General features: G+C 72.8%; 22 protein-coding genes and 2 pseudogenes. 16 read left to right on the forward strand and 8 right to left on the reverse strand.

What is annotated here, in order from left to right:
• Nucleotides 1-61: 61 nt before the first annotated feature.
• The 4 genes from AC4OXY_RS32655 (at nucleotide 62) to AC4OXY_RS32670 (ending at nucleotide 3,659) form a co-directional block, all read left to right on the forward strand.
• Nucleotides 62-982 carry an ABC transporter ATP-binding protein gene (locus AC4OXY_RS32655; protein ID WP_491991512.1) on the forward strand — a complete coding sequence of 307 codons (921 nt, stop codon included), beginning with the start codon at nucleotides 62-64 and terminating at the stop codon, nucleotides 980-982.
• Nucleotides 979-1,713 (forward strand): ABC transporter permease, encoded by a 735-nt coding sequence (locus AC4OXY_RS32660; protein WP_356034492.1) that lies wholly within the window; start codon nucleotides 979-981, stop codon nucleotides 1,711-1,713. Before AC4OXY_RS32655 ends, AC4OXY_RS32660 begins: the two co-directional genes overlap by 4 nt.
• 61 nt (nucleotides 1,714-1,774) lie before the next feature.
• Nucleotides 1,775-3,025, forward strand: a complete 1,251-nt coding sequence (locus AC4OXY_RS32665; RefSeq protein ID WP_356034495.1) for a sensor histidine kinase — start codon at nucleotides 1,775-1,777, stop codon at nucleotides 3,023-3,025.
• On the forward strand, nucleotides 3,015-3,659 hold the full coding sequence (locus AC4OXY_RS32670) for a response regulator (RefSeq protein WP_376289407.1): 645 nt from the start codon (nucleotides 3,015-3,017) through the stop codon (nucleotides 3,657-3,659). Before AC4OXY_RS32665 ends, AC4OXY_RS32670 begins: the two co-directional genes overlap by 11 nt.
• Before the next feature lie 31 nt (nucleotides 3,660-3,690).
• Here the strand turns inward: AC4OXY_RS32670 and glgX are convergent, their stop codons facing one another.
• Complete coding sequence (glgX, locus tag AC4OXY_RS32675) at nucleotides 3,691-5,937, reverse strand: glycogen debranching protein GlgX (protein ID WP_491991513.1); 2,247 nt, start codon at nucleotides 5,935-5,937, stop codon at nucleotides 3,691-3,693.
• A gap of 220 nt (nucleotides 5,938-6,157) precedes the next feature.
• Between glgX and AC4OXY_RS32680 the strand changes: the two genes are divergently transcribed.
• The 8 genes from AC4OXY_RS32680 to AC4OXY_RS32715 all read left to right on the forward strand — a co-directional run bounded on the left by AC4OXY_RS32680 (nucleotide 6,158) and on the right by AC4OXY_RS32715 (nucleotide 13,764).
• Nucleotides 6,158-7,369, forward strand: a complete 1,212-nt coding sequence (locus tag AC4OXY_RS32680; RefSeq protein ID WP_356034501.1) for a L,D-transpeptidase — start codon at nucleotides 6,158-6,160, stop codon at nucleotides 7,367-7,369.
• A 156-nt stretch (nucleotides 7,370-7,525) separates the two neighbouring features.
• Nucleotides 7,526-8,761, forward strand: a complete 1,236-nt coding sequence (locus AC4OXY_RS32685; RefSeq protein WP_356034504.1) for a L,D-transpeptidase — start codon at nucleotides 7,526-7,528, stop codon at nucleotides 8,759-8,761.
• 79 nt (nucleotides 8,762-8,840) lie between these two features.
• A complete protein-coding gene (locus tag AC4OXY_RS32690; RefSeq protein ID WP_356034507.1) occupies nucleotides 8,841-9,608 on the forward strand; it encodes an enoyl-CoA hydratase/isomerase family protein in 768 nt (255 codons plus the stop codon).
• 310 nt (nucleotides 9,609-9,918) lie between these two features.
• Complete coding sequence (locus tag AC4OXY_RS32695; RefSeq protein ID WP_071379738.1) at nucleotides 9,919-10,422, forward strand: ATP-binding protein; 504 nt, start codon at nucleotides 9,919-9,921, stop codon at nucleotides 10,420-10,422.
• Between the two features lie 85 nt (nucleotides 10,423-10,507).
• A complete protein-coding gene (locus tag AC4OXY_RS32700) occupies nucleotides 10,508-11,326 on the forward strand; it encodes a polysaccharide deacetylase family protein (RefSeq protein ID WP_402070019.1) in 819 nt (272 codons plus the stop codon).
• Nucleotides 11,326-12,513, forward strand: a complete 1,188-nt coding sequence (locus AC4OXY_RS32705) for a YncE family protein (RefSeq protein WP_356034512.1) — start codon at nucleotides 11,326-11,328, stop codon at nucleotides 12,511-12,513. The genes AC4OXY_RS32700 and AC4OXY_RS32705 overlap by 1 nt, the downstream gene beginning before the upstream one ends.
• A 76-nt stretch (nucleotides 12,514-12,589) precedes the next feature.
• Nucleotides 12,590-13,492, forward strand: coding sequence for a MerR family transcriptional regulator (locus tag AC4OXY_RS32710; protein ID WP_491991514.1), 903 nt, complete (start codon nucleotides 12,590-12,592; stop codon nucleotides 13,490-13,492).
• Nucleotides 13,493-13,551: 59 nt separating this feature from the next.
• Entirely contained in the window at nucleotides 13,552-13,764 is a 213-nt protein-coding gene (locus tag AC4OXY_RS32715) for an EF-hand domain-containing protein (protein WP_356034518.1), read from the forward strand.
• Nucleotides 13,765-13,811: 47 nt separating this feature from the next.
• Here the strand turns inward: AC4OXY_RS32715 and AC4OXY_RS32720 are convergent, their stop codons facing one another.
• The 3 genes from AC4OXY_RS32720 to AC4OXY_RS32730 all read right to left on the reverse strand — a co-directional run bounded on the left by AC4OXY_RS32720 (nucleotide 13,812) and on the right by AC4OXY_RS32730 (nucleotide 15,794).
• The gene (locus tag AC4OXY_RS32720) at nucleotides 13,812-14,600 is read right to left on the reverse strand and encodes an ABC transporter ATP-binding protein (RefSeq protein WP_491991515.1); all 789 of its coding nucleotides are present in this window, start codon (nucleotides 14,598-14,600) and stop codon (nucleotides 13,812-13,814) included.
• Nucleotides 14,597-14,752: a hypothetical protein gene (locus AC4OXY_RS32725; RefSeq protein ID WP_356034523.1), complete on the reverse strand. Its 156-nt coding sequence runs from the start codon at nucleotides 14,750-14,752 to the stop codon at nucleotides 14,597-14,599. The genes AC4OXY_RS32720 and AC4OXY_RS32725 overlap by 4 nt, the downstream gene beginning before the upstream one ends.
• Nucleotides 14,753-14,975: 223 nt before the next feature.
• Nucleotides 14,976-15,794 carry an AraC family transcriptional regulator gene (locus tag AC4OXY_RS32730; protein ID WP_491991516.1) on the reverse strand — a complete coding sequence of 273 codons (819 nt, stop codon included), beginning with the start codon at nucleotides 15,792-15,794 and terminating at the stop codon, nucleotides 14,976-14,978.
• Between the two features lie 23 nt (nucleotides 15,795-15,817).
• On the opposite strand from AC4OXY_RS32730, the pseudogene AC4OXY_RS32735 reads away from it, so the two are divergent.
• Both AC4OXY_RS32735 and AC4OXY_RS32740 read left to right on the forward strand, forming a co-directional pair.
• A pseudogene (locus tag AC4OXY_RS32735) lies at nucleotides 15,818-15,973 on the forward strand (zinc-binding dehydrogenase); the annotation flags it as partial.
• A gap of 111 nt (nucleotides 15,974-16,084) precedes the next feature.
• Nucleotides 16,085-16,747 carry an NADPH-dependent F420 reductase gene (locus tag AC4OXY_RS32740; protein ID WP_362822414.1) on the forward strand — a complete coding sequence of 221 codons (663 nt, stop codon included), beginning with the start codon at nucleotides 16,085-16,087 and terminating at the stop codon, nucleotides 16,745-16,747.
• 7 nt (nucleotides 16,748-16,754) lie between these two features.
• On the opposite strand, the gene AC4OXY_RS32745 is transcribed toward AC4OXY_RS32740, so the two are convergent.
• The gene (locus tag AC4OXY_RS32745; protein WP_376289394.1) at nucleotides 16,755-17,309 is read right to left on the reverse strand and encodes a glycoside hydrolase family 25 protein; all 555 of its coding nucleotides are present in this window, start codon (nucleotides 17,307-17,309) and stop codon (nucleotides 16,755-16,757) included.
• 205 nt (nucleotides 17,310-17,514) lie between these two features.
• On the opposite strand from AC4OXY_RS32745, the pseudogene AC4OXY_RS32750 reads away from it, so the two are divergent.
• Nucleotides 17,515-17,703 (forward strand): annotated as a pseudogene (locus AC4OXY_RS32750) (SAM-dependent methyltransferase); the annotation flags it as partial.
• Nucleotides 17,704-17,811: 108 nt separating this feature from the next.
• Nucleotides 17,812-20,235 (forward strand): XRE family transcriptional regulator, encoded by a 2,424-nt coding sequence (locus AC4OXY_RS32755; protein WP_491991517.1) that lies wholly within the window; start codon nucleotides 17,812-17,814, stop codon nucleotides 20,233-20,235.
• A 51-nt stretch (nucleotides 20,236-20,286) separates the two neighbouring features.
• Here AC4OXY_RS32755 and AC4OXY_RS32760 read toward each other — a convergent pair whose 3' ends face one another.
• The 3 genes from AC4OXY_RS32760 to glyA form a co-directional block, all read right to left on the reverse strand.
• Nucleotides 20,287-22,107 carry a hypothetical protein gene (locus AC4OXY_RS32760; protein ID WP_491991518.1) on the reverse strand — a complete coding sequence of 607 codons (1,821 nt, stop codon included), beginning with the start codon at nucleotides 22,105-22,107 and terminating at the stop codon, nucleotides 20,287-20,289.
• A gap of 10 nt (nucleotides 22,108-22,117) precedes the next feature.
• Nucleotides 22,118-23,485, reverse strand: a complete 1,368-nt coding sequence (locus tag AC4OXY_RS32765; protein WP_491991519.1) for an L-serine ammonia-lyase — start codon at nucleotides 23,483-23,485, stop codon at nucleotides 22,118-22,120.
• A 114-nt stretch (nucleotides 23,486-23,599) separates the two neighbouring features.
• Nucleotides 23,600-24,865 (reverse strand): serine hydroxymethyltransferase, encoded by a 1,266-nt coding sequence (gene glyA / locus AC4OXY_RS32770; protein WP_376289388.1) that lies wholly within the window; start codon nucleotides 24,863-24,865, stop codon nucleotides 23,600-23,602.
• Nucleotides 24,866-24,869: the final 4 nt, after the last annotated feature.

Genomic DNA, 24,869 nt, shown 5'->3' on the forward strand with positions numbered 1-24,869 from the left:
GATGCGACTTCGAGCGGGCCGGCCGATGTGCCACCGGGGGCCCGGCCGGAATCCTCGGAGCATGCCATCCGTCATCGAAGTCACCGATCTGCGCAAGTCGTACGGCGGCCGCGCCGTGGTCGACGGTGTCTCCTTCACCGTCGAAGAGGGCGAGATCTTCGGGATCCTCGGCCCCAACGGCGCCGGCAAGACCACCACCGTGGAGTGCGTCGAGGGCCTGCGGGTCCCGGACGGCGGCCGGATCCGGGTCCTCGGCCACGATCCCGTCGCCGACCACGCGGAGGTCGCGCGGGTGCTCGGCGCCCAGCTCCAGCAGAGCGAACTCCAGGCCAAGCTCACCGTGCGCGAGGCGCTGGAGCTCTACGCCGCCTTCTACCCGCACCCCGCCGACTGGCGCCCCCTCGCCGAACGCCTCGGTCTGACCGAGAAGTTGGGCACCCGGTTCGGCAAGCTGTCCGGCGGTCAGCAGCAGCGGCTGTTCATCGCGCTGGCGCTCGTCGGCGGGCCCCGGGTCGTGGTGCTGGACGAGCTGACCACCGGTCTGGACCCGCGCGCCCGGCGCGACACCTGGCAACTGATCGAGGAAGTCCGCGCGAGCGGGGTCACCGTGCTGCTGGTCACCCACTTCATGGCGGAGGCGCAGCGGCTGTGCGACCGGATCGCCGTCATCGACCGGGGACGGATCGCCGCGCTGGACACCCCTGCCGGGCTCATCCGCCGCTCGGCGGGCGCCACGGTCATCAGCTTCAGCCCGTCCGCGCCGCTGGACGAGCGTGAGCTCGCCGCGCTGCCCGCGCTCGCCTCGGTCGAGCGCAAGGGCGAGCGGATCACCCTGTCCGGCACCGACGAGACCGTGAACGCCGTCATCACCCTGCTCGCCCGCCATCACATCACCGCCCGCCAACTACGGGTCGTCGACGCCACGTTGGACGACGCATTCCTGGACCTGACCGCGGGCCCCGCCGAGGAGGAAGCCGCGTGAACACCGCCGTGCTGCGTACCGAGTTCCGGTTGTTCCGCCGGGAACCGGCCGCCCTCTTCTGGATCTTCCTGTTCCCCTCGCTGCTGCTGGCGATCCTCGGCTCCATCCCCTCGTTCCGTCGGGCCGACGCGTCGATGGGCGGGCTGCGGCCGGTCGACGTCTACGTGCCCATCGCCGTACTGATCGCCCTGATCATGTCCGGGGCGCAGGGGCTGCCGCAGGTCCTCACCGGCTACCGGGAGCGCGGCATCCTGCGCCGCATGTCCGTCACGCCGGTCCGCCCCGCGGCCCTGCTGGCGGCACAGATGGCCGTGCAGGGCGTGGCCGCGCTGGCCTCGGCGGTGCTCGCCCTCGCGGTCGGCCGGGTGGCCTTCGGCGTGACGCTGCCCCGGCAGCCGGCCGGCTATCTGCTGGCCCTGCTGCTCGCGGCGGCGGCCGCCCTCGCGCTCGGCAGCGTGGTCTCGGCGCTCTCCCGGACGACGAGGATCGCCGGTGCGATCGGGTCGATGGTGCTGTTCCCGATGATGTTCTGCGCGGGCGTGTGGATCCCGGTGCGGTCCATGCCGCACGCGCTGGCCCGGGTGGTCGAGCTGACCCCGTTCGGCGCGGCGGCCCGCGCCCTGGACCAGGCCGCCTCCGGGGGCTGGCCGGCCTGGGGGCACCTCGGGGTGCTCGCGGCGTGGACGCTGCTGCTGACCGGCGCCGCCGCGCGCTGGTTCCGCTGGGAGTGAGCGGGCGTTCCACCGCGGTGGACGTGGAGGAAGGAGCCGGGCCGTGCCGGACACTGGGGCCATGACGAGCACCGTGCAGCAGCCGCCCCGGGCGTCGTTCGACACCTGGGGGCCCTGGGCACTGCTGGCCGCCGGTGTCGTCGCGGCGGCGATCTCCGCCCACCCGGTCGGCATGGACCGGACCGGAATGATCGTCTGCACCGCACTCGTGCCCGTGGCCGTCGTGCTGCAGTTGTACTGGGGCAGGGTGAAGCGGACGCGGCCGGGCCCGAGCCGGACGGGTGTGTCCCTCTACCTCCTGCGCTGGGCCATCGCCTTCGTGCTGACCTGGGCCAACCCGTTCTTCGCCTTCTACGCCGTGAGCGGCTACTACACCGCCGGCCGGGAGCTGCCGCGCCGGCTGGTGCTGCCGGGTCTCTTCCTGACCGCCGTCACCATGGCCGGCAGCGAGGTGGGCGGCTGGCCGCCGCACGGGCTGGTCATGTGGCTCGGCTTCTTCCTCGTGCTGGGCGTCAACATGGGGATGGTCAGCGTGTTCACCCGGTTCGCCGAGCAGGAGCAGGCCCGGCTCAGTGTCCAGGCCGACACCATCGCCGAGCTGGAGCGCACCAACACGGCGCTGCAGCAGGCCCTCGACGAGAACGCCGCCCTGCACGCCCAACTCCTCGTCCAGGCGCGGGAGGCGGGCGTGGCCGACGAGCGGCGCCGGCTCGCCGCCGAGATCCACGACACCATCGCCCAGGGCCTGACCGGGATCATCGCGCAGCTCCAGGTCGTCGCGAACGCCCCCGACCTGACCACCGCCCGCACCCATCTGGAGCGCGCCGCCACACTGGCCCGGCACAGCCTCGGCGAGGCCCGCCGGTCGGTGCACAACCTGGCGCCGGTGGAGCTCACGGACGGTGGACTGCCCGAGGCGCTGAAGAAGACGGTCGCGGAGTGGGGCGAACGCACCGGCGCGCGGGCCGAGTTCACGGTCACCGGCACCACCGAGCAGCTGCACGACGAGGTCTCGGCGACGCTGCTGCGCATCGCCCAGGAGGCGCTGTCCAACGCGGCCCGGCACGCCGGCGCGACCCGGGTCGGGGTCACCCTCTCCTTCATGGGCGACGAGGTCACCCTCGACATACGCGACGACGGCACGGGCTTCGACCCGGCCGCCGTACCGGCCCGCTCCCGCGCCGGCGGCTTCGGTCTGGACGGCATGCGGGCCCGCGCCGAGCGCATCGCGGGCGCCCTGACGGTGGAGTCCGAGCCCGGGCACGGCACGGCGGTGTCGGCTCGCGTACCGTTGGTCGGCGATGACCGCTGAGACCGTGATTTCCCTGCTCATCGTGGACGACCACCCGGTCGTCCGCGACGGCCTGCGCGGCATGTTCGAGTCGGCGCCGGGCTTCCGCGTGCTCGGGGAGGCCGCGAACGGCGTCGAGGCGGTGGCGCGGGCCGCCGCCCTGGACCCGGACGTGATCCTGATGGACCTGCGGATGCCGGGCGGCTCGGGCGTGGACGCGATCCGCGAGCTGACCCGCCTGGGCGCCCGCGCCAAGGTGCTGGTCCTCACCACCTACGACACCGACTCCGACACCCTCCCCGCGATCGAGGCGGGCGCGACCGGCTACCTGCTGAAGGACGCCCCGCGCGACGAGCTGTTCACCGGCGTGCGGGCCGCCGCCGAGGGCCGTACGGTCCTCTCCCCGGCGGTCGCCTCCCGTCTGGTCCACGCGGTCCGCACCCCCCGCGCCCCGTCCGGCGAGCCGCTGTCGGCCCGTGAACGCGAGGTCCTGGCCCTGGTCGCCAAGGGCACGTCGAACCGTGAGATCGCCCGCGAACTCTTCATCAGCGAGGCCACGGTGAAGACCCACCTCACCCACCTGTACGCCAAGCTGGGCGTCAACGACCGCGCGGCGGCGGTGGCGACGGGGTACGACCGGGGAATCCTGGGCTGAGCCGGCCCGCCCGCTCACGGGCCCGGGCCCCTCAGACCACCCTCAGCAGCAGCACGGACCGCCCCGGCACCGTGATCCGCGCCCCCGCCGGATGCACCGTGCCCGGCGGCTCCGCCTGGTCCTCGCGGTCGGTGTCCACGAGCACCTCGTACCGCCGCGCCCACGGCGGGCCCGGCAGCACGAAGGCGGTCGGGTCCTCGCCCGCGTGGAGCACCGCGAGGAAGCTGTCGTCCACGACCGGCGCCCCCCGCTCGTCGCGGCCCGGGATGTCCCGGCCGGAGAGGTACATGCCGAGCGTGGCCGCGGGGGCGTACCAGTCGGCCTCGGTCATCTCCGTGCCCCGCGGGGTGAACCAGGCGAGGTCGCGCAGCCCGTCCGCCGAGTGCGCGCGGCCGGAGAAGAAGGCGCGGCGGTGCAGCACCGGGTGCCGGTGGCGCAGGGCGATCAGGCGGGCGGTCAGGTCGGTCAGCGCCCGCCAGCCCGGTTCGGCCGTCAGCGACCAGTCCAGCCAGCCGATCTCGTTGTCCTGGCAGTAGGCGTTGTTGTTGCCGCCCTGGGTGCGGCCGAGTTCGTCGCCGGCGACCAGCATCGGCACACCGGTGGACAGGAGCAGGGTCGTCAGGAGGTTGCGGAGCTGGCGGCGGCGCAGCGACCGTACCCGCTCGTCCGGCGTCTCGCCCTCCACGCCGCAGTTCCAGGAGCGGTTGTCGTCGGTGCCGTCGCGGTTGTCCTCGCCGTTGGCCTCGTTGTGCTTGCGCTCGTACGACACCAGGTCGCGCAGCGTGAACCCGTCGTGCGCGGTGACGAAGTTGACCGAGGCGTACGGGCGGCGGCCGCCCCAGGCGTACAGGTCGCTGGAGCCGGACAGGCGGTAGCCCATCTCCCGTACGTCCGGCAGGGCCTGGCGCCAGAAGTCCCGGACCGCGTCGCGGTAGCGGTCGTTCCACTCCGTCCACAGGGGCGGGAAGGCGCCGACCTGGTAGCCGCCCGAGCCGATGTCCCACGGCTCGGCGATCAGCTTCACCCGGTGCAGCACAGGGTCCTGGGCGATGACCGCCAGGAACGGGGAGAGCATGTCGACGTCGTGCATCGAGCGGGCCAGCGCCGCCGCGAGGTCGAAGCGGAAGCCGTCGACGCCCATCTCGGTCACCCAGTAGCGCAGCGAGTCGGTGATCAGCCGCAGCACCTGGGGCTGGACGACGTGCAGCGTGTTGCCGCAGCCGGTGTAGTCGGCGTAGCGGCGGGCGTCGCCCTGGAGCCGGTAGTAGCCGCGGTTGTCGATGCCCTTCAGGGAGAGCGTCGGCCCCAACTCGCCCGCCTCGGCGGTGTGGTTGTAGACCACGTCGAGGATCACCTCGATGCCGGCCGCGTGCAGCGCGCGCACCATCCGCTTGAACTCGCCGACCTGCTGGCCCGTCGTCCCGGTGGCCGCGTAGCCGGCGTGCGGGGCGAAGTAGCCGATGGAGTTGTAGCCCCAGTAGTTGACGAGGCCCCGGCGCAGCAGGTGGTCCTCGTGCGCGAACTGGTGGACGGGGAGCAGCTCCACGGCCGTCACGCCCAGCCTGGTCAGGTGCTCGATCGCGGCGGGGTGCGCCAACCCGGCGTAGGTGCCGCGCAGTTCCTCGGGGATCCCCGGGTGCAGCTTGGTGAAGCCCCGCACGTGCAGCTCGTAGAGGACGGAGTCGGCCCACGGGGTCTTCGGCCGCCGGTCGTCCTCCCAGTCGTCGTCATCGTCGACGACGACGCCCTTCGGCACGTACGGCGCCGAGTCCCGCTCGTCGCGCACGGTGTCGGCGACGTACTGCTCGGGCCAGTCCCGGACGTGCCCGTACACCTCGGGCGGTAGCCCGAACTCGCCGTCCACCGCCCGTGCGTACGGGTCCAGCAGCAGCTTGGCCGGGTTCCAGCGGGCGCCGGTCCACGGGTCCCAGCGGCCGTCCACCCGGTAGCCGTAGCGCTGGCCCGGCATCACGCCCGGCACGAAGCCGTGCCATATCTCGTGCGTCAGCTCGGTCAGCCGGACCTGGGTCTCGCGGCCGCCCTCGTCGAACAGGCACACCCGGACCGCCTCCGCCCCGCCCGCCCACAGCGCGAAGTTGGTGCCCGCGACCCCGTCCGGGCCGGTCCGGAACCGGGCTCCGAGCGGGGTCGGCGCGCCCGGCCAGACCACCGGGGCCGGCGCCGCGGCGTGCCGGACGCCGTTCAGCACGGACGGCTGCTGCCCCGTCCCGACGGCCGGCTGCCCGGCCGGTGCCCGCCGCTCCGCTGCGCTCGTCACCTGTCGGCCCCCTCTTTCAGCCCGGGGGACGGCGCGCGGTCCACCGGCCGAAGAGCATCCCGCTCGGCCCTCCGGCACGGCTGCGCCCCCGTGCGGCTCATGTCCGGGCTGGGGTCCCCCTCCGGGGAGGCTCCCCAACGTGTCGTCCTTCCCTCTCTTCTGCCCAGTGCGTGCGTCGCACTCACGTTTCCCCCGAGCGGGCCCGGTCGTTGAGTCCCGCGTGAGGCACGTACAAGGACGCGCACGGCGCGCGGGAGCCGCGCTGGCCGCGGTACTGACATGGGCGGCACTGCTGGCGGGCTGCTCCGGGGGCTCCGGACCGCTCGGGGCGTACGACAAGCCCCGGGCACCGCAGGACGTCATCCGCGTCAGCCCCGACGACGCCGTCACGGGCGTCCGCCCCGGCGAGCGGCTGCGGATCCGGGTGCCGGACGGGCGGCTGGAGAAGGTGACCGTCGTCAGGGAGCAGGACGCGCAGGACTTCCCGGTCCCCGGGCGCGTCAGCGCCGACGGACGGACCTGGCGGCCCGACGACGACCGGCTCGCGCTCGCCGCCCGGTACACGGTCGACGTGGTGGCGCGGGACGCGGACGACCGCCGCTCGGCCCGGCACACCACCTTCACCACCCTCGTCCCCGCCGAGCGGTTCATCGCCTACGTCACCCCCGAGAACCGGGCCGTCGTCGGCACCGGCATGATCGTTTCGCTCGCCTTCAGCCGGGAGATCGCCGACCGGGCCGCCGTCGAACGCGCCGTCCGGGTCAGCGCTCGGCCGCCCGTCGAGATCCGCCCGCACTGGTTCGGGGGCAGCCGCCTGGACTTCCGTCCGGAGCGCTACTGGAAGCCCGGCACCCAGGTCACCGTCGGGCTGGACCTGCGCGACGTCCAGGGGGCGCCCGGCGTCTACGGGCTGCAGCACAAGACCTTCGCCTTCACCGTCGGCCGCAGCCAGGTCTCCCTGGTGGACGCGGCGAGGCACACCATGGAGGTACGGCGCGACGGCCAGCTCCTCGCCACCGTGCCGATCACGGCGGGCGGCCCGCGCAACCCGACGTACAACGGCAAGATGGTGGTGATGGACATGCAGGACGTCACCCGCATGAACAGCCGCACGGTCGGCTTCGGCGGCGAGTACGACATCCCCGACGTCCCGCACGCCATGAAGCTCACCGCCTCCGGCACCTATCTGCACGGCAACTACTGGTCGCCGGACGCCCCCGGGCACGTCAACGTCAGCCACGGGTGCGTGGGGCTCAGGGACGTCAAGGGCGGCAGTTCGGCCACGCCCGCGGGCTGGTTCTTCGACCGCAGCCTCATCGGTGACGTCGTGGAGGTCGTGGGCAGCCGGGACAGGACGGTGGCCGCGGACAACGGCCTCGGCGGCTGGAACATGACCTGGCAGGAGTGGAATGCGGGCAGCGCGGTGAAGTAACCGGGGGAGGGGTTTTCGATACGGGCGGGGGTGCGGGCGGAAGTTGCGACGGAACGGTGACATTCGCCTGACACCGAGCTCAAAACCAGGCGGTTAATATGCGCGCACCAGTGTGGTGGGGAGCGGGCCTGACCAGGTCCGGCGAGGGGAGACGACTTGAACGTGCGGCCCATATCGGGGGCGTCGACGGCGGGACGGCGAGGCCGTAGGAACACGGGATGGGCGCTGATATCCGGCGCCCTGGTGCTGTCGCTCGCCGCGTGCGGCGGGGGCGGTGGCAAGGGGGCGGGGGCCGACGGCAAGGGCTCCAGCACCCAGCAGGGCAAGCAGCAGTCGGCGGCGGCCGTCACGATATCGCCCAAGTCGGGCGCCACCGGCGTCGACACCAGCGGCGCGCTGAAGGTCGACGTCGCCAAGGGCAAGCTGACCGAGGTGACCGTCAAGGACGCCAAGGGCGCGAAGGTCGACGGCAGCATCGGCGGCGGGGGCGCGTCCTGGACGCCGTCGACCCACCTGGCCGCGGCCACCACGTACACGGTGCACGCGGTCGCGAAGGACTCCGAGGGCCGCGAGAGCGCCGAGGACTCCACCTTCACCACCCTCACCCCGAAGAACACCTTCCTCGGCACCTTCACCCCCGAGGACGGCTCCACCGTCGGCGTGGGCATGCCGTTCTCCGTCAACTTCACCCGGGGCATCACCGACCCGCAGGCCGTCGAGAAGTCCATCAAGATCACGACGCAGCCCGCGGTCGACGTCGAGGGCCACTGGTTCGGCAACGACCGCCTCGACTTCCGCCCCGAGAAGTACTGGAAGGAAGGCACGAAGGTCACCGTCGACCTGAACCTCGACGGTGTCGAGGGCCGCTCCGGCGTCTACGGCAAGCAGCACAAGACCGTGACGTTCACGATCGGCCGCAACCAGGTCTCCGTCGTGGACGCCGAGAAGCACACGATGAAGATCACCCAGGACGGAAAGGTCGTCAGGACCCTCCCGGTCACCACCGGCAAGCCCGGCTACGACACCTGGAACGGCCAGATGGTCATCAGCGAGAAGCTCACCGAGACCCGCATGGACAGCGAGACGGTGGGCTACGGCAAGCAGTACGACATCAAGGACGTCCCGCACGCCATGCGCCTGACCGGCTCCGGCACCTTCGCGCACGGCAACTACTGGGGCGGCGACGCCTTCGGCAACTACAACGCCAGCCACGGCTGCATCGGCCTGCGTGACGTGCAGGGCGGCTACGACAGCTCCACCCCTGCGGCCTGGTTCTTCAACCACTCGCTCATCGGCGACGTGGTGGTCGTCCAGCACGCGAACGAACGCACGGTGGACCCGGCCAACGGCTTCAACGGCTGGAACATGTCGTGGGCGGACTGGACGAAGTGAGCCCGCTTTGACGGACGGGCCCGGTGCTGTGACCTACGGCACCGGGCCCGCCGCCGTTAGTCCCCGTTAACCTGCCTGCATGACCGTGAATCTCGAAGTCGCCGAAGGCGTCGGCACGCTGCGCCTCGACCGTCCGCCGATGAACGCGCTGGACGTCGCCACCCAGGACCGGCTGAAGGAACTCGCCGAGGAGGTCACGCGCCGCGACGACGTGCGCGCCGTGGTGATCTACGGCGGCGAGCGGGTGTTCGCGGCGGGCGCGGACATCAAGGAGATGCAGAACATGGATCACGCCGCGATGATCCAGCGCTCCCGTGGCCTCCAGGACGCCTTCACGGCCGTCGCCCGCATCCCCAAGCCCGTCGTCGCGGCCGTCACCGGCTACGCCCTCGGCGGCGGCTGCGAACTGGCCCTGTGCGCGGACTTCCGCATCGCCGCCGACAACGCCAAGCTCGGCCAGCCCGAGATCCTGCTCGGTCTGATCCCGGGCGCCGGCGGCACCCAGCGCCTGCCCCGGCTGGTCGGCCCCTCCAAGGCCAAGGACCTCATCTTCACGGGCCGTCAGGTCAGGGCCGACGAGGCCCTCGCGATCGGCCTGGTGGACCGGGTCGTGCCGGCCGCCGAGGTGTACGAGCAGGCGCACGCCTGGGCCGCGAGGCTCGCCCAGGGGCCGGCGATCGCGCTGCGCGCGGCGAAGGAGTCCGTGGACACCGGCCTGGAGACCGGCATCGACACCGGGCTCGCCGTCGAACGGAACTGGTTCGCGGGCCTGTTCGCCACCGAGGACCGCGAGACCGGCATGCGCAGCTTCGTGGAGGAGGGCCCGGGCAAGGCCAAGTTCCGCTGAGCGTCAGCGTGTGAACTTCCGGGTAACTTCGGTCGCAACTCCCGCTGTGCCCCTTGCAATTGACGCGTCGTCTCATCCGGGTCCCTCGATGGGGCGGTTTATGGGAGCCTTAAGGCGACCTTAAGCCTGTGCCGTCGAGGGAGCCTGTCGATTGCCCGGAAGTGAGCCGTCCGCGCAGGTCAACCGAGTCGCACCGGACGTCGACGTGTCGTCGGCATATGCCAAGCGCAGGGGTGGGAGTGGGGGCGTGCAGGGGGCGTATTCCGCCGGAACGGCCCCCAAGACGCCTCCGGACGGCCATCATGGGGGCATGGCGGGGCTGGAGGGCATCGAACAGCCGCGGGGACACGGTCGTGCTGCCGCGGCACGCTGGTCGCCCGGGGTCGAGGACGAACAGGCGCTCAAGGCGCTCGAACTGTTCGGGAACCCGACGGAGGCGGAGGTCCCGCTGCCGTCCCGCCCGGAATCCGCGGCCACCGCCCGCCGGCTCACCCAGGTCGTCGTCCTGCGGACCTGGCGGCTGACCCCCAAGATCACCGAGGACGCCGTCTTACTCGTGTCCGAACTCGTCGGCAACGCCGTACGGCACACCGGCGCCCGGGTCTTCGGCCTGCGGATGCGCCGCCGCCCCGGCTGGATCCGGGTCGAGGTCCGCGATCCCTCGCGCGGGCTGCCCTGTCTGATGCCGGTTCAGGACCTGGACGTCAGCGGCCGCGGCCTCTTCCTGGTGGACAAGCTCTCCGACCGGTGGGGCGTGGACCTGCTCCCGCGCGGCAAGACCACCTGGTTCGAGATGCGGGTGTCCGACCGGTAGCCGGCGTCTTGCGCCGAGGCGACCGCGACCCGAAATCATCCCTCAATCGGGCTAATCGGTGCTTTTCTTACCTCCCCGCCCTTAAATGGTGCGGGTGACCACGACCAACCGACGCGGGGTGCTGCGTGCGGGCGCCGGACTCGTCACCGGCGGTGCGCTCGCCGCCGGTTGCGGTGCCGGTAAGACCGCCCCGGCCGCCACCCCGGACCCCGGGTCCCCCACCGCCTCCCCCTCCGACGCCCACGCCACGAGCCGTCCCTCGGCCGGCGCCCGGGCCGCCCCCGCTCCCCGCGCCTATCCCGGCCTGCCCGCCCAGATCGCCCACGGCCCGCGCACCCGTCCCCAGGTCGCCCTCACCTTCCACGGCCAGGGGGATCCGGGCATCGCCCACTCCCTGCTGGACACGGCGGAGCAGCACGGCGCCCGCCTCACCGTGCTCGCCGTCGGCACCTGGCTGGACGAACACCCCGACATCGCCCGCCGGATCCTCGACGGCGGCCACGACCTCGGCAACCACACCCAACGGCACATCTCCGTCAACGAGATGGCCGAGGCGGACGCCCGCAAGGAGATCACCGACTGCGCGGACCGGCTGAAGCGGCTCACCGGATCCATCGGCACCTGGTTCCGCCCCTCCCGCTCGCCCACCGCGTCGGCGCTGGTCGTCCGGCTCGCCCGCGAGGCCGGGTACCCGCACGTGCTGTCGTACGACGTCGACTCGCTCGACTACACCCGCCCCGGCGCCGCCGCCGTCACCCGCAAGGTTCTCGCCGACGTGAAGAAGGGGTCGGTGGTGAGCATGCACTTCGGGTACCCGGACACCGTCACCGCTCTGCCCGACGTCCTCCACGAACTCGACCGCCGCGGACTGCGCGCGGTCACCACCACGGAGCTGCTGAGCTGATGCGCATCACGAAAGCCGCCCGGCTGCTGGCCGCCGGTGCCGCCCTGACCGCCCTGTCCCTGCTGTCCGCGTGCAGCTCCGGCTCCTCGAAGGGGGGCGACCAGGCTCTCGGCAGCAAGGCGCCCGCCCGGCCACAGGTGGACCAGAAGCGGGTGGACGTGCTCCCCGGGATGCCCGCGGTCGACAACCCGGACGACCTCTACGCCGCCGACCGCCCGAACCAGCTCTCCCCGGTCGTCAAGGACTTCCCGTCCCGGGTGTACGTCCCCAACACCAACTCCAACACCGTCACCGTCATCGACCCCGCGACCTACAAGGTCATCGACACGATCCCGGTCGGCCGCCAGCCCCAGCACGTCGTGCCGTCCTGGGACCTGAAGACCCTCTGGGTCAACAACGACCTCGGCAACAGCCTCACCCCGATCGACCCGAAGACCGGCAAGGCGGGCAAGTCGCTCGCGGTGCACGACCCGTACAACCTGTACTTCACGCCCGACGGCAAGTACGCCGTCGTCATGGCCTCCATGGACCGCGCGCTGGTCTTCCGCGACGCGCACACCATGAAGGTCGTCAAGACGCTGCCGGTCAAGTGCTACGGCGTCAACCACGCCGACTTCTCCCCGGACGGCCGCTACTTCATCGTCTCCTGCGAGTTCAGCGGAGAGATCCTGAAGGTCGACACCGCGCGGATGGAGGTCGTCGACCAGCGGAGGCTGCCGCAGCGCGGCTCGATGCCGCAGGACGTCAAGATCTCCCCGGACGGCAAGCTGTTCTACATCGCCGACATGGTCGCGAACGGACTGTGGATCCTGGACGGCGACACCTTCGACGAGCCCCGCTTCCTCTACACCGGCAAGGGCTGCCACGGCCTCTACGTCAGCCGCGACTCCCGCGAGATGTACATCTCCAACCGGGGCGAGGGCACGATCTCCGTCTTCGACTTCGCCCAGGACAAGCTCACCAAGAAGTGGCGGCTGCCTCAGGGCGGCAGCCCCGACATGGGCGGTGTCTCGGCCGACGGCAAGGTGCTGTGGCTGTCCGGCCGCTACAACTCCGAGGTGTACGCCATCGACACGCGGACCGGTGAGCAGCTGGCCCGCATCAAGGTCGGCAGCGGCCCGCACGGCCTCGCGGTCTACCCCCAGCCCGGCCGCTACTCCCTCGGCCACACGGGCGTCTTCCGCTGAGCACCGAACGCTCCGACGCACAGACCGCGCCGCACCCCTTGAGTCTCCACCCGCTGGAAGGCCCAGACTCCCGGACATGACCGACGACGGCACCGGACTCCTCACCATCGGCGAGCTGGCCCGGGCCACCGGGCTGACCGTGCGCACCATCCGTTACTGGTCCGACGAGGGCGTGCTCACCCCGGTGACCCGCTCCCCGGGCGGCTACCGGCTGTACGACAGCGAGGGCGTCGCCCGCCTGGAGCTCATCCGGACCCTGCGCGAGCTGGGGCTGGGCCTGGCGGACGTACGCAGGGTGCTGGCCGGGGAGCGCACGGTGGCGGAGGTCGCGGCCGCCCATGTGGCGGCGCTGGACGCGCAGATCAGGGCGCTGAAGGTGACCCGGGCCGTGCTGTCGACGGTCGCCCGACGAGGCTCGACGGCCAAGGAGATGACCCTGATGAACAAGCTGGCGCGACTGTCGGCGGCGCAGCGACAACGGATCATGCAGGAGTTCGTGGACGAGACGCTCCACGGGCTCGACGCGGTGGACCCGGACGTGCAGGAGCGGATCCGGCAGACGGCCGTCCACCTCGCGGAGGACCCCACACCGGAGGAGGTCGACGCCTGGGTGGAACTGGCCGAGATGCTCCAGGACCCGGAGTTCCGGGCGCAGATGCGGCGCGCGATGGAGTTCAACGCCGCGGACCGGCAGCCGCGCGGACGGTCCCTGTGGTTCGCCAAGCGGCTGGTGGACCTGGTGGCCCCGGCGCGCGAGCGGGGCGTCGAGCCCACCGCGCCCGAGGCCGACGAGGTCCTGACGGAGCTGTTCGGGGACGCCGACCGGGAAGCCGTACTGGAACGCATGGCCGTGGGGTTCAACGACCGCGTCGCCCGGTACCGCGAACTCGTCTCCATCGTGAACCGGCAGCCCGCCCCGCCGCACGCCGAGGACTTCGCCTGGGTGGTCACCGCGCTGCGTGCTCGCGCGGCCCGTTAATCTGACCAGCGTCAGTACGCCAGCACGGCAACAGAAACACGAGCAAAAGGGGCGGATCGGTGGCGGACATCGAGGAAGCACGCAAGCAGTTCGAGCGGATCGACGCGAACGGAGACGGATTCATCACCGCTGCCGAGTTCAAGCACGCGCTGGCCGAGGCCGGCGACTGGAACGTCACCGAGTCCGTGGCGGAGTCCATCATCAAGCAGCGCGACCTCAACGGCGACAAGGTCCTGTCGTTCGACGAGTTCTGGGCCTACCTGGACAAGTGACCCGCCCGGGGGGTGCCACGGCCGTACCGGCCGGGGCGCCCCCTGCGTCATGCGGTGCGCCGGATCCGCACGCTCCAGCGGCCGTCGTGACGCTGCAGCGTGAGCGGAAGGTCGAAGCACTTGCCGATCTGGTCGCCGGTGAGGACCTCCTCGACCGGCCCCGAGGCCAGCACCCGCCCGTCGCGCAGCAGCACCGCGTGCGTGGTGCCCGACGGCAGCTCCTCCAGGTGATGTGTGACGAGGACGGTCGCCAGCCGCGGCCGGGCCGACCGCAGCTCCTCCAGCGCCTCGATCAGCTGCTCCCGGCCCGGCAGATCCAGACCGGTCGCCGGCTCGTCCAGGAGCAGCAGCCGGGGCTCGGGCATCAGCGCCCGCGCGATCAGCGTCCGCCCGCGCTGGCCCTGCGAGAGCGTGGGCCAGCGGGCGTCCCGCAGCGCCGCGAGCCCCAGCGTGGCCGTCAGCGCCTCGGCCCGCTCCTCCTGCTCCAGGCTCGGCCGCCAGCGCGGGAGCAGCTCGATCGAGTTCGTCACCCCGGTCAGCACCACGTCCCGTACCGTCAGCGGCGAGGACAGCGGATGGCGTGGATTGACGTGCCCCACCTGCGCCCGCAGCTCCCGCAGATCGACCCGGCCCAGCCGGCTCCCGAGCACCTCCACCGTGCCCCGGCTCGGATGCGTCACCGCCCCGAGCAGCCCCAACAGGGTCGACTTTCCCGCGCCGTTGGCCCCGAGCAGCGCCCAGTGCTCCCCGGCCCGGACCGTCAGCGAGACTTCCCGGAGGATCGGCCGCCCGTCCCGGACGAGATCGACGCCCTCCGCGCGCAGCACCTCGCTCACCGGACCACCGCCCGGTCCACCGCGCACGGCACGGCCCGTGCCGAGGCCGCGAGACCGCAGGCGTCCCGGCCCGCGCCCCGCCGGATCCGGTCGCCGCCCCGGCACTCGGCGCGGGCGACCGCCTCGCCGTCCAGGTCCGGTTGCTCCACCACGTCCAGCACCTCCACCGAGTGTCCGGCGCCCGCGAGCGCGTCCGTGACGGCCGCGAGGGGCGTGTCCCCGGTGCCCGCGCAGCCGCCACCGGCGGTCAGGGTACCCGTGAACCGGTGCGCCCCGGGCTCCTCCCGGTGCGCGGACCAGGAGCCGAGCCCGACCCGGCCGCCCGCGCCCTGGTGTCCGTCCCGGCGGGTGCCGCAGGAAGGGGCGGGAACGGGGTCAGGGGGCGGTCCTGCGGTAGTGGCCCGCTGCGGTGCCGTACTCCTGCTTGAAGGCCTTGGCGAAGGCGAACTCCGAGGTGTAGCCGGTGCGTTCTGCGATCTGGCGCAGGGACAGGTCGTCGTGGCACAGCAGCCGGCCCGCTGTGGTCATCCGCCACCAGGTCAGGTACGTCAGCGGCGGCTCGCCCACCAGCGCCGTGAACCGGCGCGCGAAGGCCGCCCGGGACAGCCCGCCGGCGGTGCCCAGCTCCGCCACCGTCCAGGGGTGCGCCGGATCGCCGTGGATCGCGCGCAGCGCCGCCGCGACCGCCGGATCGGCCAGCGCCCCGGCCCAGCCCCGCGCCCGCCCCGCCGCACGCTCGCTCTCCCACCAGGCCCGCAGGATGAACAGCAGCAGGGTGTCCAGCAGCGAGGTCACGATCGCGTCGGTGCCCGGCCGCTGCTCCTCCAGCTCCGTCCCGAGCAGCTCCACCGCCGCCCGCAGCGCGCGGTGCCCGCCGGCCGTGGGGGGCAGATGCACGATCTGCGGCAGCTCGGCCAGCAGCCGGTGGGAGCGCTCGCGGTCCAGCCGGTAGAACCCGCACAGCGTGACCGCGTCCGGGTGTCCCTCCCGCGTCTCCTGCGGCCAGCCGCCCCAGGTGCCGTCGGGCTGCATCCGTATCTCCCGCAGCGGGACGTCGAGCGCGCCGGACAGGCTGTGCGCCTGCCCGTACGCCAGGAAGACGACATCGCCGGGACCCAGCGCGTACTTGTACCGGCGCGAGGAGTGCGGCTGCCCGGTGCGCATCGCGGCGACGACGTCGCTGAGCACGTCCATGGCCCCACTGTAGTCAGCGAGTTCGCCGCCGTGCCGCCCACTACGTCGGCTCGGGCCTCACCGACGGCACTCTCCGGCCGGTGATCGCCGAGGTGTACGACGGCCTGGACCGCATCGGGGACGCACACCGCTTGATGGAGTCGAACCGCCACACGGGCAAGATCGTCGTACGCGTCTGAGGCGGTTCACACGAATGCCGGAGGCGCGGAATAGCGCCGGGACCGAAGAGGTTGTCGGGGATACCCGAAGCATGCACATGCATGAAACGAGACGACCCCGGAGGGCCTGACATGAAGATCGGCATCATCGGCGCGGGAAACATCGGCGGCAACCTCACCCGCAGGCTCACCGCCCTCGGCCACGACGTCTCCGTGGCCAACTCCCGCGGCCCCGAGACCCTGAAGGAACTGGCCGAGGAGACGGGCGCGAGCGCGGTCCGGGTCGAGGAGGCGGCCCGGGACGCCGAGGTGGTGGTCGTCACGATCCCGCTGAAGGCGATCCCGAACCTCCCCTCGGGCGTGCTGGACGGCGCGGCGAAGGACGTGGCGGTGATCGACACCGGCAACTACTACCCGCAGCAGCGCGACGGCCGCATCGCGGCGATCGAGGACGACGGCCTGACCGAGAGCCGCTGGACCGAACAGCACCTCGGCCACCCGGTGATCAAGGCCTTCAACGGCACCTACGCCCAGGACATCCTGGACCGCCCCCGCCCGGCCGGTGCCCCCGACCGCATGGCCCTCCCGGTCGCGGGCGACGACGCGGCCGCCAAGGCCAGGGTCCGCGCCCTGATCGACGAGCTCGGCTTCGACACGGTGGACGCGGGCGGCATCGACGACTCCTGGCGCCAGCAGCCGGACACCCCGGTCTACGGCCTCCAGGCCGGCACCGAAGCCGTCACCAAGGCCCTCGCCGAGGCCTCCCCGGAACGCCCGGCGGGCTTCCGCGGCTGACCGCCGCTCAGGCCTCCGCCCAGCTCTTCAGCGCGGCCTTCGACGAGAAGTCGGCCACGTCCTTGTCGTGCGGGTCACTGGTGTACTGGTGGAAGCGCCAGTGGGCCTGGACGCGAGGGTGGCCGGCGGTGACGTAGTCGGCGATCCACAGCCCGTCAGCCGCGTAGGACGTGTCGTCGATGTTCAGCCAGAAATCGCGGTTGCAGTAGAGGATCACCCGGTGGTTCGGGCGCAGGGACTTCACCTTCTTGAGGAAGGTGTCCTTCTCCGCGCTGCTCGCGTGGGTGCCGTCGCCCGTGGTCTCCCAGTCGACGGCGAGGATGTCGCCCGCCCTGGAGGGAGCGGCGGTCACGAAGTGTTCGGCCTGGGCGGCGAGGTTGCCCGGCCACAGGAAGTGGTAGAAGCCCACGACCAGTCCGGCGTCCCGGGCGGTCTTCGTCTGGGCGGCGGTGTGGGGGTTGGTGTACGTGCGGCCCTCCGTCGCCTTGATGAAGGCGAAGGAGAGGCCGCTCGTGTCGTACGAGGACGACTGGAACGCGCTGACATCGATGCCGTGGAGCATGTGGGGGACTCCTCGAAGTGCCGATGGGGGTAAGGAGTTGGAGGTGCTGGTTGAGTGATGCCCCACGATGGCACGCGCGATCCGCTCCACGAGGCGGAAGTCGGCTCCGGGCGACGACCGAACTGAGGACCGACGCCGGCTTCGCCGGCCAGTCCGAGGTGATGATGCTCGCGTGGTCCCCGGCCAACAGCGCCAGACGGGCGGGGGCGCGCGGAGTGCGGGCACGCCGTTCCGCAGCTTCTACACCCCCGAGGAGATGCTGAGCCTGGCCCGCGAGGCCGGGTTCAAGGAGGCCCGGCACGTCTCGGGCGCCTCCCTCGCCGAGCGGTACTTCACCGGCCGCCCGGACGGCCTGCGCCTGTCGACGGGGGAGGACCTGCTGGTGGCCACCACGTGCACCCACCGCCCGCCGTCCCCGCCTGTCGCCCCCGTCCGCCGCGCCCGCGCGTCGATACGATGACGGCAACGGCGAGTTGGGGGGAGTTCCGGAGTGGAAGCGTTGATGAGCATGGCACTCTCGGCGGTCGGCACGGTCGCTTCGGGTGCCGTCTCCGGAGCCAGCGGTGAAGCGGGCAGACGGCTCTCCGAGCGGCTCTGCGACCTGCTGAGCCGGGGCCGCTCCGGTGACAACTCGGGGTCTGCGGCGGCTGGTTCGCGGCTCCCCGCCCCGCCCACCTTCCCCGGCACCGAGTCCGAGCAGACGGCGGCGGCGCGGCAGCTGCTCGAACTCGCCCGCAGATCACCGGAGTTCGCCCGCGAGGTCACGGACTGGGTCCGCGAGGCCGCGTGGCTCTCGCCGCGCACCGTACCCGCCGTGGCGCACGGTGCCTCGCGCCCGCAGATGCTGCCGCCGACGACGGCGGTGTTCACCGACCGCACGGAGGTGCTCGCCTGGCTGACGGCCCTGCTCGACGACGAGGAGCGGACGCCCGGCGCGCCCGCCGTCGCCGTGCTCACCGGGCCGGGCGGCATCGGCAAGACCGCCGCCGCCGTGCACTGCGCGACGGAGCTGCGCGAGCGGTTTCCCGGCGGGGTGCTGTTCGCGGACCTGAAAGGCGCCTCGGCCGGAACGGCGCTCCAGCCGTCCGACGTGCTCGCGTGGTTCCTGGAGCGGCTCGGGGTGCCGCGCGCCCTGGTGCCGGGCGACGAGGCGCGCCAGCGCGATCTCTACCGCGACTGCACCGCCGACCGCCGCCTGGTCGTCGTCCTGGACAACGCCCACGACGACGCCCAGGTCATCCCGCTGCTCCCGGCCTCGCCGCAGTGCCTCGTCCTGGTGACGAGCCGGTACCGCCCCGGGCGGCTCGTGGCCGAGCACGGCGCCCGGCCGTATCCGCTGGGGCCGCTGTCGGCCGAGGACGCGATGACGCTGGTCCGGCGGGTCGCCGGCCGTGACCGCCCCGCCGCGCCCGACGCCGTGGTGCGGGCCGTGGCCGACGGCACGGGCGGGATCCCCCTCGCGCTGTGCACCACGGGCGCCGGCCTCGCCGTCCGGCACCAGCTGACCTGGGAGCGGGTCGCCCAGCAGCTGTCCGGCCGCGGCCGTGTGGACCAGGGGAACGACCGGGCGGGCACCGCCGTGCGTGAAGAGGACCGGGCGGCAACGGCCGATCCCGTCCGGCTCGTCCAGGACGCCGCCTACGCCGAACTCACCCCCGGCTGCGCCGCGTTCTACCGCGCGCTCGCGGTGTGGCCGTGGCCGACCGTGACCGTCCGCACCGCCGCGCACGCCGCCGCCGTCCACGAGGACGAGGCGCGCGGGCTGCTGGAGGAGCTGGCCCGGGTGCATCTGCTGGAAGAGGTCGGGGAGGAGCGCTACCGGTTCCACGACCTGACCCGGGCGCACGCCCACGCGCTGGCGGAGGCCGAGGACGGACCCGCGCGGATGGCGGCCGCCGTCCGCCGGGTCGCGGTCGCGCACCTGCGCTTCGCGGCGGGCGCGGACTTCCGGGTCATGCCGCTGCGCTGGCGGCTCGGCCCCGCGTACCGGGGGCTCGTCCTGCCGGAACACCGCGACCGCGCCGACGGCAAGCGCGCGCTGGCCGAGCTGCGCGCCGAGCGGGAGAACCTCGCGGCCGTCGTCCGGGCCGCGGCCCACCACGGCTTCGACGACCTGGTCTGGCAGCTGTGCGAGGCCCTGTGGGGCCTGCACCTGCTGCTCGGCTACCACGCGCAGTGGATCGACACGCACCTCCTCGGGGTCGAGGCCGCCGGACGCCACGTGGCGCAGGAGTTCGGCGATCCGCGGTCCGTCGGCCGTATGTGGGCCCAACTCGCCTTCGGCTACATGGGGTCGGGCCGGCCGGCGGACGCGGAGCACGCCCTCACGCGGGCCAGGGACGCCGACCGGGCCTGTGGCCACCACCGGGGCGAGGCGACCGCCGTCGAGTCGCTGGGACTGCTCCGGCTCAAGCAGTGGGAGTTCGCGGCGGCGCAGGCGTGTTTCGAGGAGGCGCAGGAGGTCCTGCGCCGGATCGGCCCGGGGCAGGACGGATGGGCGGACGTGCCGCGCGCCACGGCCCTGCTGGCCCACCACATCGGCCGCGCCCAGACCAGGCAGCGTCAATTCCCGGCCGCCGTCGCCCGGTTGAACGACGCCCTCGCCCGGTTCCGCCGACTGCCGGGCGGCGGCGACACCTACAACGCGGGCCGCGTCTACATGAGTCTGGGTGACGCGCACCTCGACGCCGGCGACGCGGAGCAGGCGCGTGTCTGCCTGGACGCGGCCGTCACGGCGATGACCGAGGCGGGCGCCGGGCTTCAGCTGGCCGACGCCCTGGAGGCACGCGCCCGCTGCCACGGCCTGGCGGGACGCCCGGAGCAGGAGGCGGAGGACCTGCGCACCGCCGCCGCACGCTACGAGGCCAACGAGGACCAGCTCGGCCTGACCCGTGTCCGGGCCCGCCTGACGGAACTGACGGCCTGAGCCCCGAGCCGCGCGGCCCGGCGACGCGGAGGCCCGGATCCCGGATCCGGCTCACGGTGCTCCCCGGCCGAGGGGCGCCACGGTGACGCGGTGTGCCGCCCCGCCCGTGCGGACGGTGATCGCGGGCAGGGCGTCGGCCAGGGTCCGGCCGTCGGTGAGCCAGGCGTGGAGCGCGGAGGCGTAGGCGGCGGGATCGCACAGGTCGGCCCGTCCGTCGGGGCCCGCGGTGGCGGCCAGCCGCACGAGGTCGCCCGCGCGGGTGCGGACGACGCAGCGGTCCGGCCCGTCGACGTAGGCGGCCAGTCCGCAGTACGGGTAGCGGTCGAGCGCCTCCGCCGTCCAGGCGGCCGGCGGCCCGAGCCGCGGGTCGTCCCCTGCCGCGTACCGTACGACGACGTCGGCGACGCGCAGCCGGCCGGCCTCCCGGGTCTCCTCGTCGACCACCGTGTGCGCGCAGTCCCAGCGCATGTCCGGGGCGTCCGACGGGTCGGGCCCGGCACCGGCGACGGCGTACCGGGCGACGCGGACCTGCGGCGGATCCGTGCCGAGGCCGCCCGAGAGCACGCGGACCGGGGCGGTACGACGGGCGGGCAGGTACGGCGGCAGCGGCAGCGGGTCGAGCAGCGCCGGGTGCCCCTCGGGCTCGGCCAGCTCCATGAGGCCGTAGAACAGGCGCCGCAGCAGGGCGGCCGACTCTCCCGGTGCCGAACTGGTCTGCTCCGCGAGCTCCTTGTACCGGGCGGGATCGTGCGCGGCGACGGTGTCCTCGATCTGGGCGCGCAGGCTGCCCCGGCGCACGAGGCGCGCAGCCGTACGGCCGAGGGCGGCGACCGGGGAGAGCGGGTCGAGGTCCTGCTGGGGGAACGCGCCGAGGAGGACGGGGATGCCGAGGGAGGCGGCGTAGTAGGTGACGCTGGAGTGGTCGCCGAGGACGCAGTCGGCGGCGATCAGGGCCTGGCGCCAGCCGTCGAGGGGGTCGATCGCGTCGAGGCCGGCCCGCCGGGCGTTGTCCAGCCAGGCGCGGACCTGGCCGGGCCCGTGGCCGTACCAGATGTTCGGATGCAGGACCGCGACGGTCCGGTAGTCGTCGGCGGGCAGTTCCGCCGCGAGGCGGGACAGCAGCCAGGGCAGCAGGTCGTCCGCCGCCGGCTCGGCGGCTCCGCCGAAGAGGGAGCGGGCCGCCCAGGTGGAGCTGACGACGATCAGCCGCTGACCGGGGCCGACGCCCAACGCCCGGCGGTAGAGGGCGCGTTGGGGGAGTGCGGCGAGGATGCGGTCGTAGCAGGGGTCACCGGCGAGGACCGCCGTGGGCGCCGCCTCGGGACAGGCCGAGCGCAGCCGGTCCAGCTGTTCCGGGTGGGAGAGGACGGTGGCGTCGGCGAGGGGACTCCCGTCGGCGAGGAGCCAGTCGGGCGACAGCCCGAAGACCGGTGTTGTCCGGTGTTGTCCGGTGTTGTCCGGTGTTGCGAGCCTCTTATTGTACCCCACCCCGTGCGACAGCACGGCCAACTTGGCCTGTACGGCGGCCAGTTCACCGCCGTAGCTGGCGGACACGGCCAGGTCGAACGGGGTCTCCTTGGCCTGCTCCCACGGCAGGACCGGCAGCCCCGCCCGCGCCAGCAGCTCGGGCACCCCGGCCAGGAACGGGGACGAGCCCGTGCAGGTGGCGAACATCTGCACGCGCAGGTCGCCGGAGAACAGCGGGAGGACGTCCAGCAGACGCGTCGCCGACGTCACGTTGTGCACGACGAACAGGACCCGGCGGCAGCCGACCCGGGTGACCCAGCGCTCCGCGTCCGCCCCCACCGGCACCCGCACCCGTATCCGCGCCGCCCCGTCCGTCACTCCACCCGCTGCCGCCCCACCCGTCACGCGGTTTACCTCAGCACTCGATGATGTTCACCGCAAGTCCGCCCCGCGCCGTCTCCTTGTACTTCACGGACATGTCCGCGCCGGTGTCCTTCATGGTCTTGATGACCTTGTCCAGGGACACCTTGTGGGAGCCGTCGCCGCGCATCGCCATCTTGGCCGCCGTGACCGCCTTCACCGCGGCCATGCCGTTGCGCTCGATGCACGGGATCTGGACCAGGCCGCCGACCGGGTCGCAGGTCAGGCCGAGGTTGTGCTCCATGCCGATCTCGGCCGCGTTCTCGACCTGCTCCGGGCTGCCGCCGAGCACCTCCGCCAGCGCGCCCGCGGCCATGGAGCAGGCGGAGCCGACCTCGCCCTGGCAGCCGACCTCGGCGCCGGAGATGGAGGCGTTCTCCTTGAAGAGCATGCCGATCGCGCCGGCGGCGAGGAGGAAGCGGACCACGCCGTCCTCGTCGGCGCCCGGGACGAAGTCGATGTAGTAGTGCAGCACCGCCGGGATGATGCCCGCCGCGCCGTTGGTCGGGGCGGTCACGACCCGGCCGCCGGCCGCGTTCTCCTCGTTCACGGCCATCGCGTAGAGCGTGATCCACTCCATCGCGTGCGCCAACGGGTCGCCCTCGGCGCGCAGTTGGCGGGCGGAGACGGCCGCGCGGCGGCGGACCTTGAGGCCGCCGGGCAGGATGCCCTCGCGGGACATGCCGCGCCCGACGCACTCGCGCATCACCCGCCATATCTCCAGCAGACCCGCGCGGATCTCGTCCTCGGTCCGCCAGGCCCGCTCGTTCTCCAGCATCAGGGAGGAGATCGACAGGCCGGTCTCCTTCGTGAGGCGGAGGAGTTCGTCGCCGGTGCGGAAGGGGTACTTCAGGACCGCGTCGTCCAGCACGATCCGGTCCGCGCCGACCGCGTCCTCGTCCACGACGAAGCCGCCGCCGACCGAGTAGTACGTCTTCGACAGGAGCTCCGCGCCCTCGGCGTCGTAGGCCCACATCGTCATGCCGTTGGCGTGGTACGGCAGGGCCTTGCGGCGGTGCAGGACCAGGTCGTCGTCGAAGGAGAACGGGATCTCGTGCTCGCCGAGCAGGCTCAGCCGGCCCGCCGCCTTGATCGCCGTCACCCGGTCGTCGGCCGACTCCACGTCCACCGTGCGCGGCGAGGCGCCCTCCAGGCCGAGCAGCACCGCCTTCGGCGTGCCGTGGCCGTGGCCGGTCGCGCCGAGCGAGCCGTACAGCTCGCAGCGCAGCGAGGCGACCGAGGACAGCACGTCCTCGTTGCGCAGCCGGCGGGCGAACATGCGCGCCGCGCGCATCGGGCCGACCGTGTGGGAGCTGGACGGGCCGATGCCGATCGAGAACAGGTCGAAGACCGAGATGGCCACGGACGACTCCTCAAGACGGGGTGGAGCGAAAACGGTGGTACAGGATGGCGGGCACCGCACACGCCGGTACGCGGGTACGTACTCCAGTGTGCGCGGTGCCCTGCAAAAGGTGTCTTACTTGTTCAGACCCGGGTACAGCGGGTGCTTGTCGGCGAGCGCCTGCACGCGCGCCTTCAGGGCCTGAGCGTCGTAGGACGGCTTGAGTGCCTCCGCGATCACGTCGGCGACCTCGGCGAAGTCCTCGGCCGTGAAGCCGCGGGTCGCGAGGGCGGGCGTGCCGATCCGCAGGCCCGAGGTGACCATCGGGGGGCGCGGGTCGTTCGGGACCGCGTTGCGGTTGACCGTGATGCCGACCTCGTGGAGCCGGTCCTCGGCCTGCTGGCCGTCCAGCTCGGACGCGCGCAGGTCGACGAGGATCAGGTGCACGTCCGTACCGCCGGAGAGCACGTTCACCCCGGCCTCGCGGGCGTCCGCCGCGGTCAGGCGCTCGGCGAGGATGCGGGCACCCTCCACCGTACGGCGCTGGCGCTCCTTGAAGTCCTCCGAGGCGGCGACCTTGAAGGACACCGCCTTGGCCGCGATCACGTGCTCCAGGGGGCCGCCCTGGAAGCCCGGGAAGACCGAGGAGTTCAGCTTCTTCGCGAAGTCCTTCTTGGCGAGGATGATGCCGCCGCGCGGGCCGCCGAGCGTCTTGTGGGTGGTCGAGGTGACCACGTCCGCGTGCTCGACCGGGTTCGGGTGCAGCCCGGCCGCGACCAGACCGGCGAAGTGCGCCATGTCGACCCACAGGTACGCCTCGACCTCGTCGGCGATCCGGCGGAACTCGGCGAAGTCCAGCTGACGCGGGTACGCCGACCAGCCGGCGATGATCACCTTCGGGCGGTGCTCCTTGGCGAGCTTCTCCAGCTCGGCCATGTCGACCAGACCGGTCTGCGGGTCCACGTGGTAGGCGACCACGTTGAACTGCTTGCCGGAGAAGTTCAGGCGCATGCCGTGGGTCAGGTGGCCGCCGTGCGCCAGGTCCAGGCCGAGGATGGTGTCCCCGGGCTGGGCGAGGGCGAACAGGGCCGCCTGGTTGGCGGAGGCGCCGGAGTGGGGCTGGACGTTGGCGTACTCGGCGCCGAACAGCTCCTTGACCCGGTCGATGGCGATCTGCTCGGCGACGTCGACGTGCTCGCAGCCGCCGTAGTAGCGGCGGCCGGGGTAGCCCTCGGCGTACTTGTTGGTGAGGACCGAGCCCTGTGCCTCCATCACCGCGAGCGGCGCGAAGTTCTCGGAGGCGATCATCTCCAGCGTGGACTGCTGGCGGCCGAGTTCCGCGTCGACCGCGGCGGCGATCTCCGGGTCCAGCTCGTGCAGGGGAGTGTTCAGGACAGTCATACGG

Source organism: Streptomyces sp. HUAS MG56 (assembly GCF_058673395.1).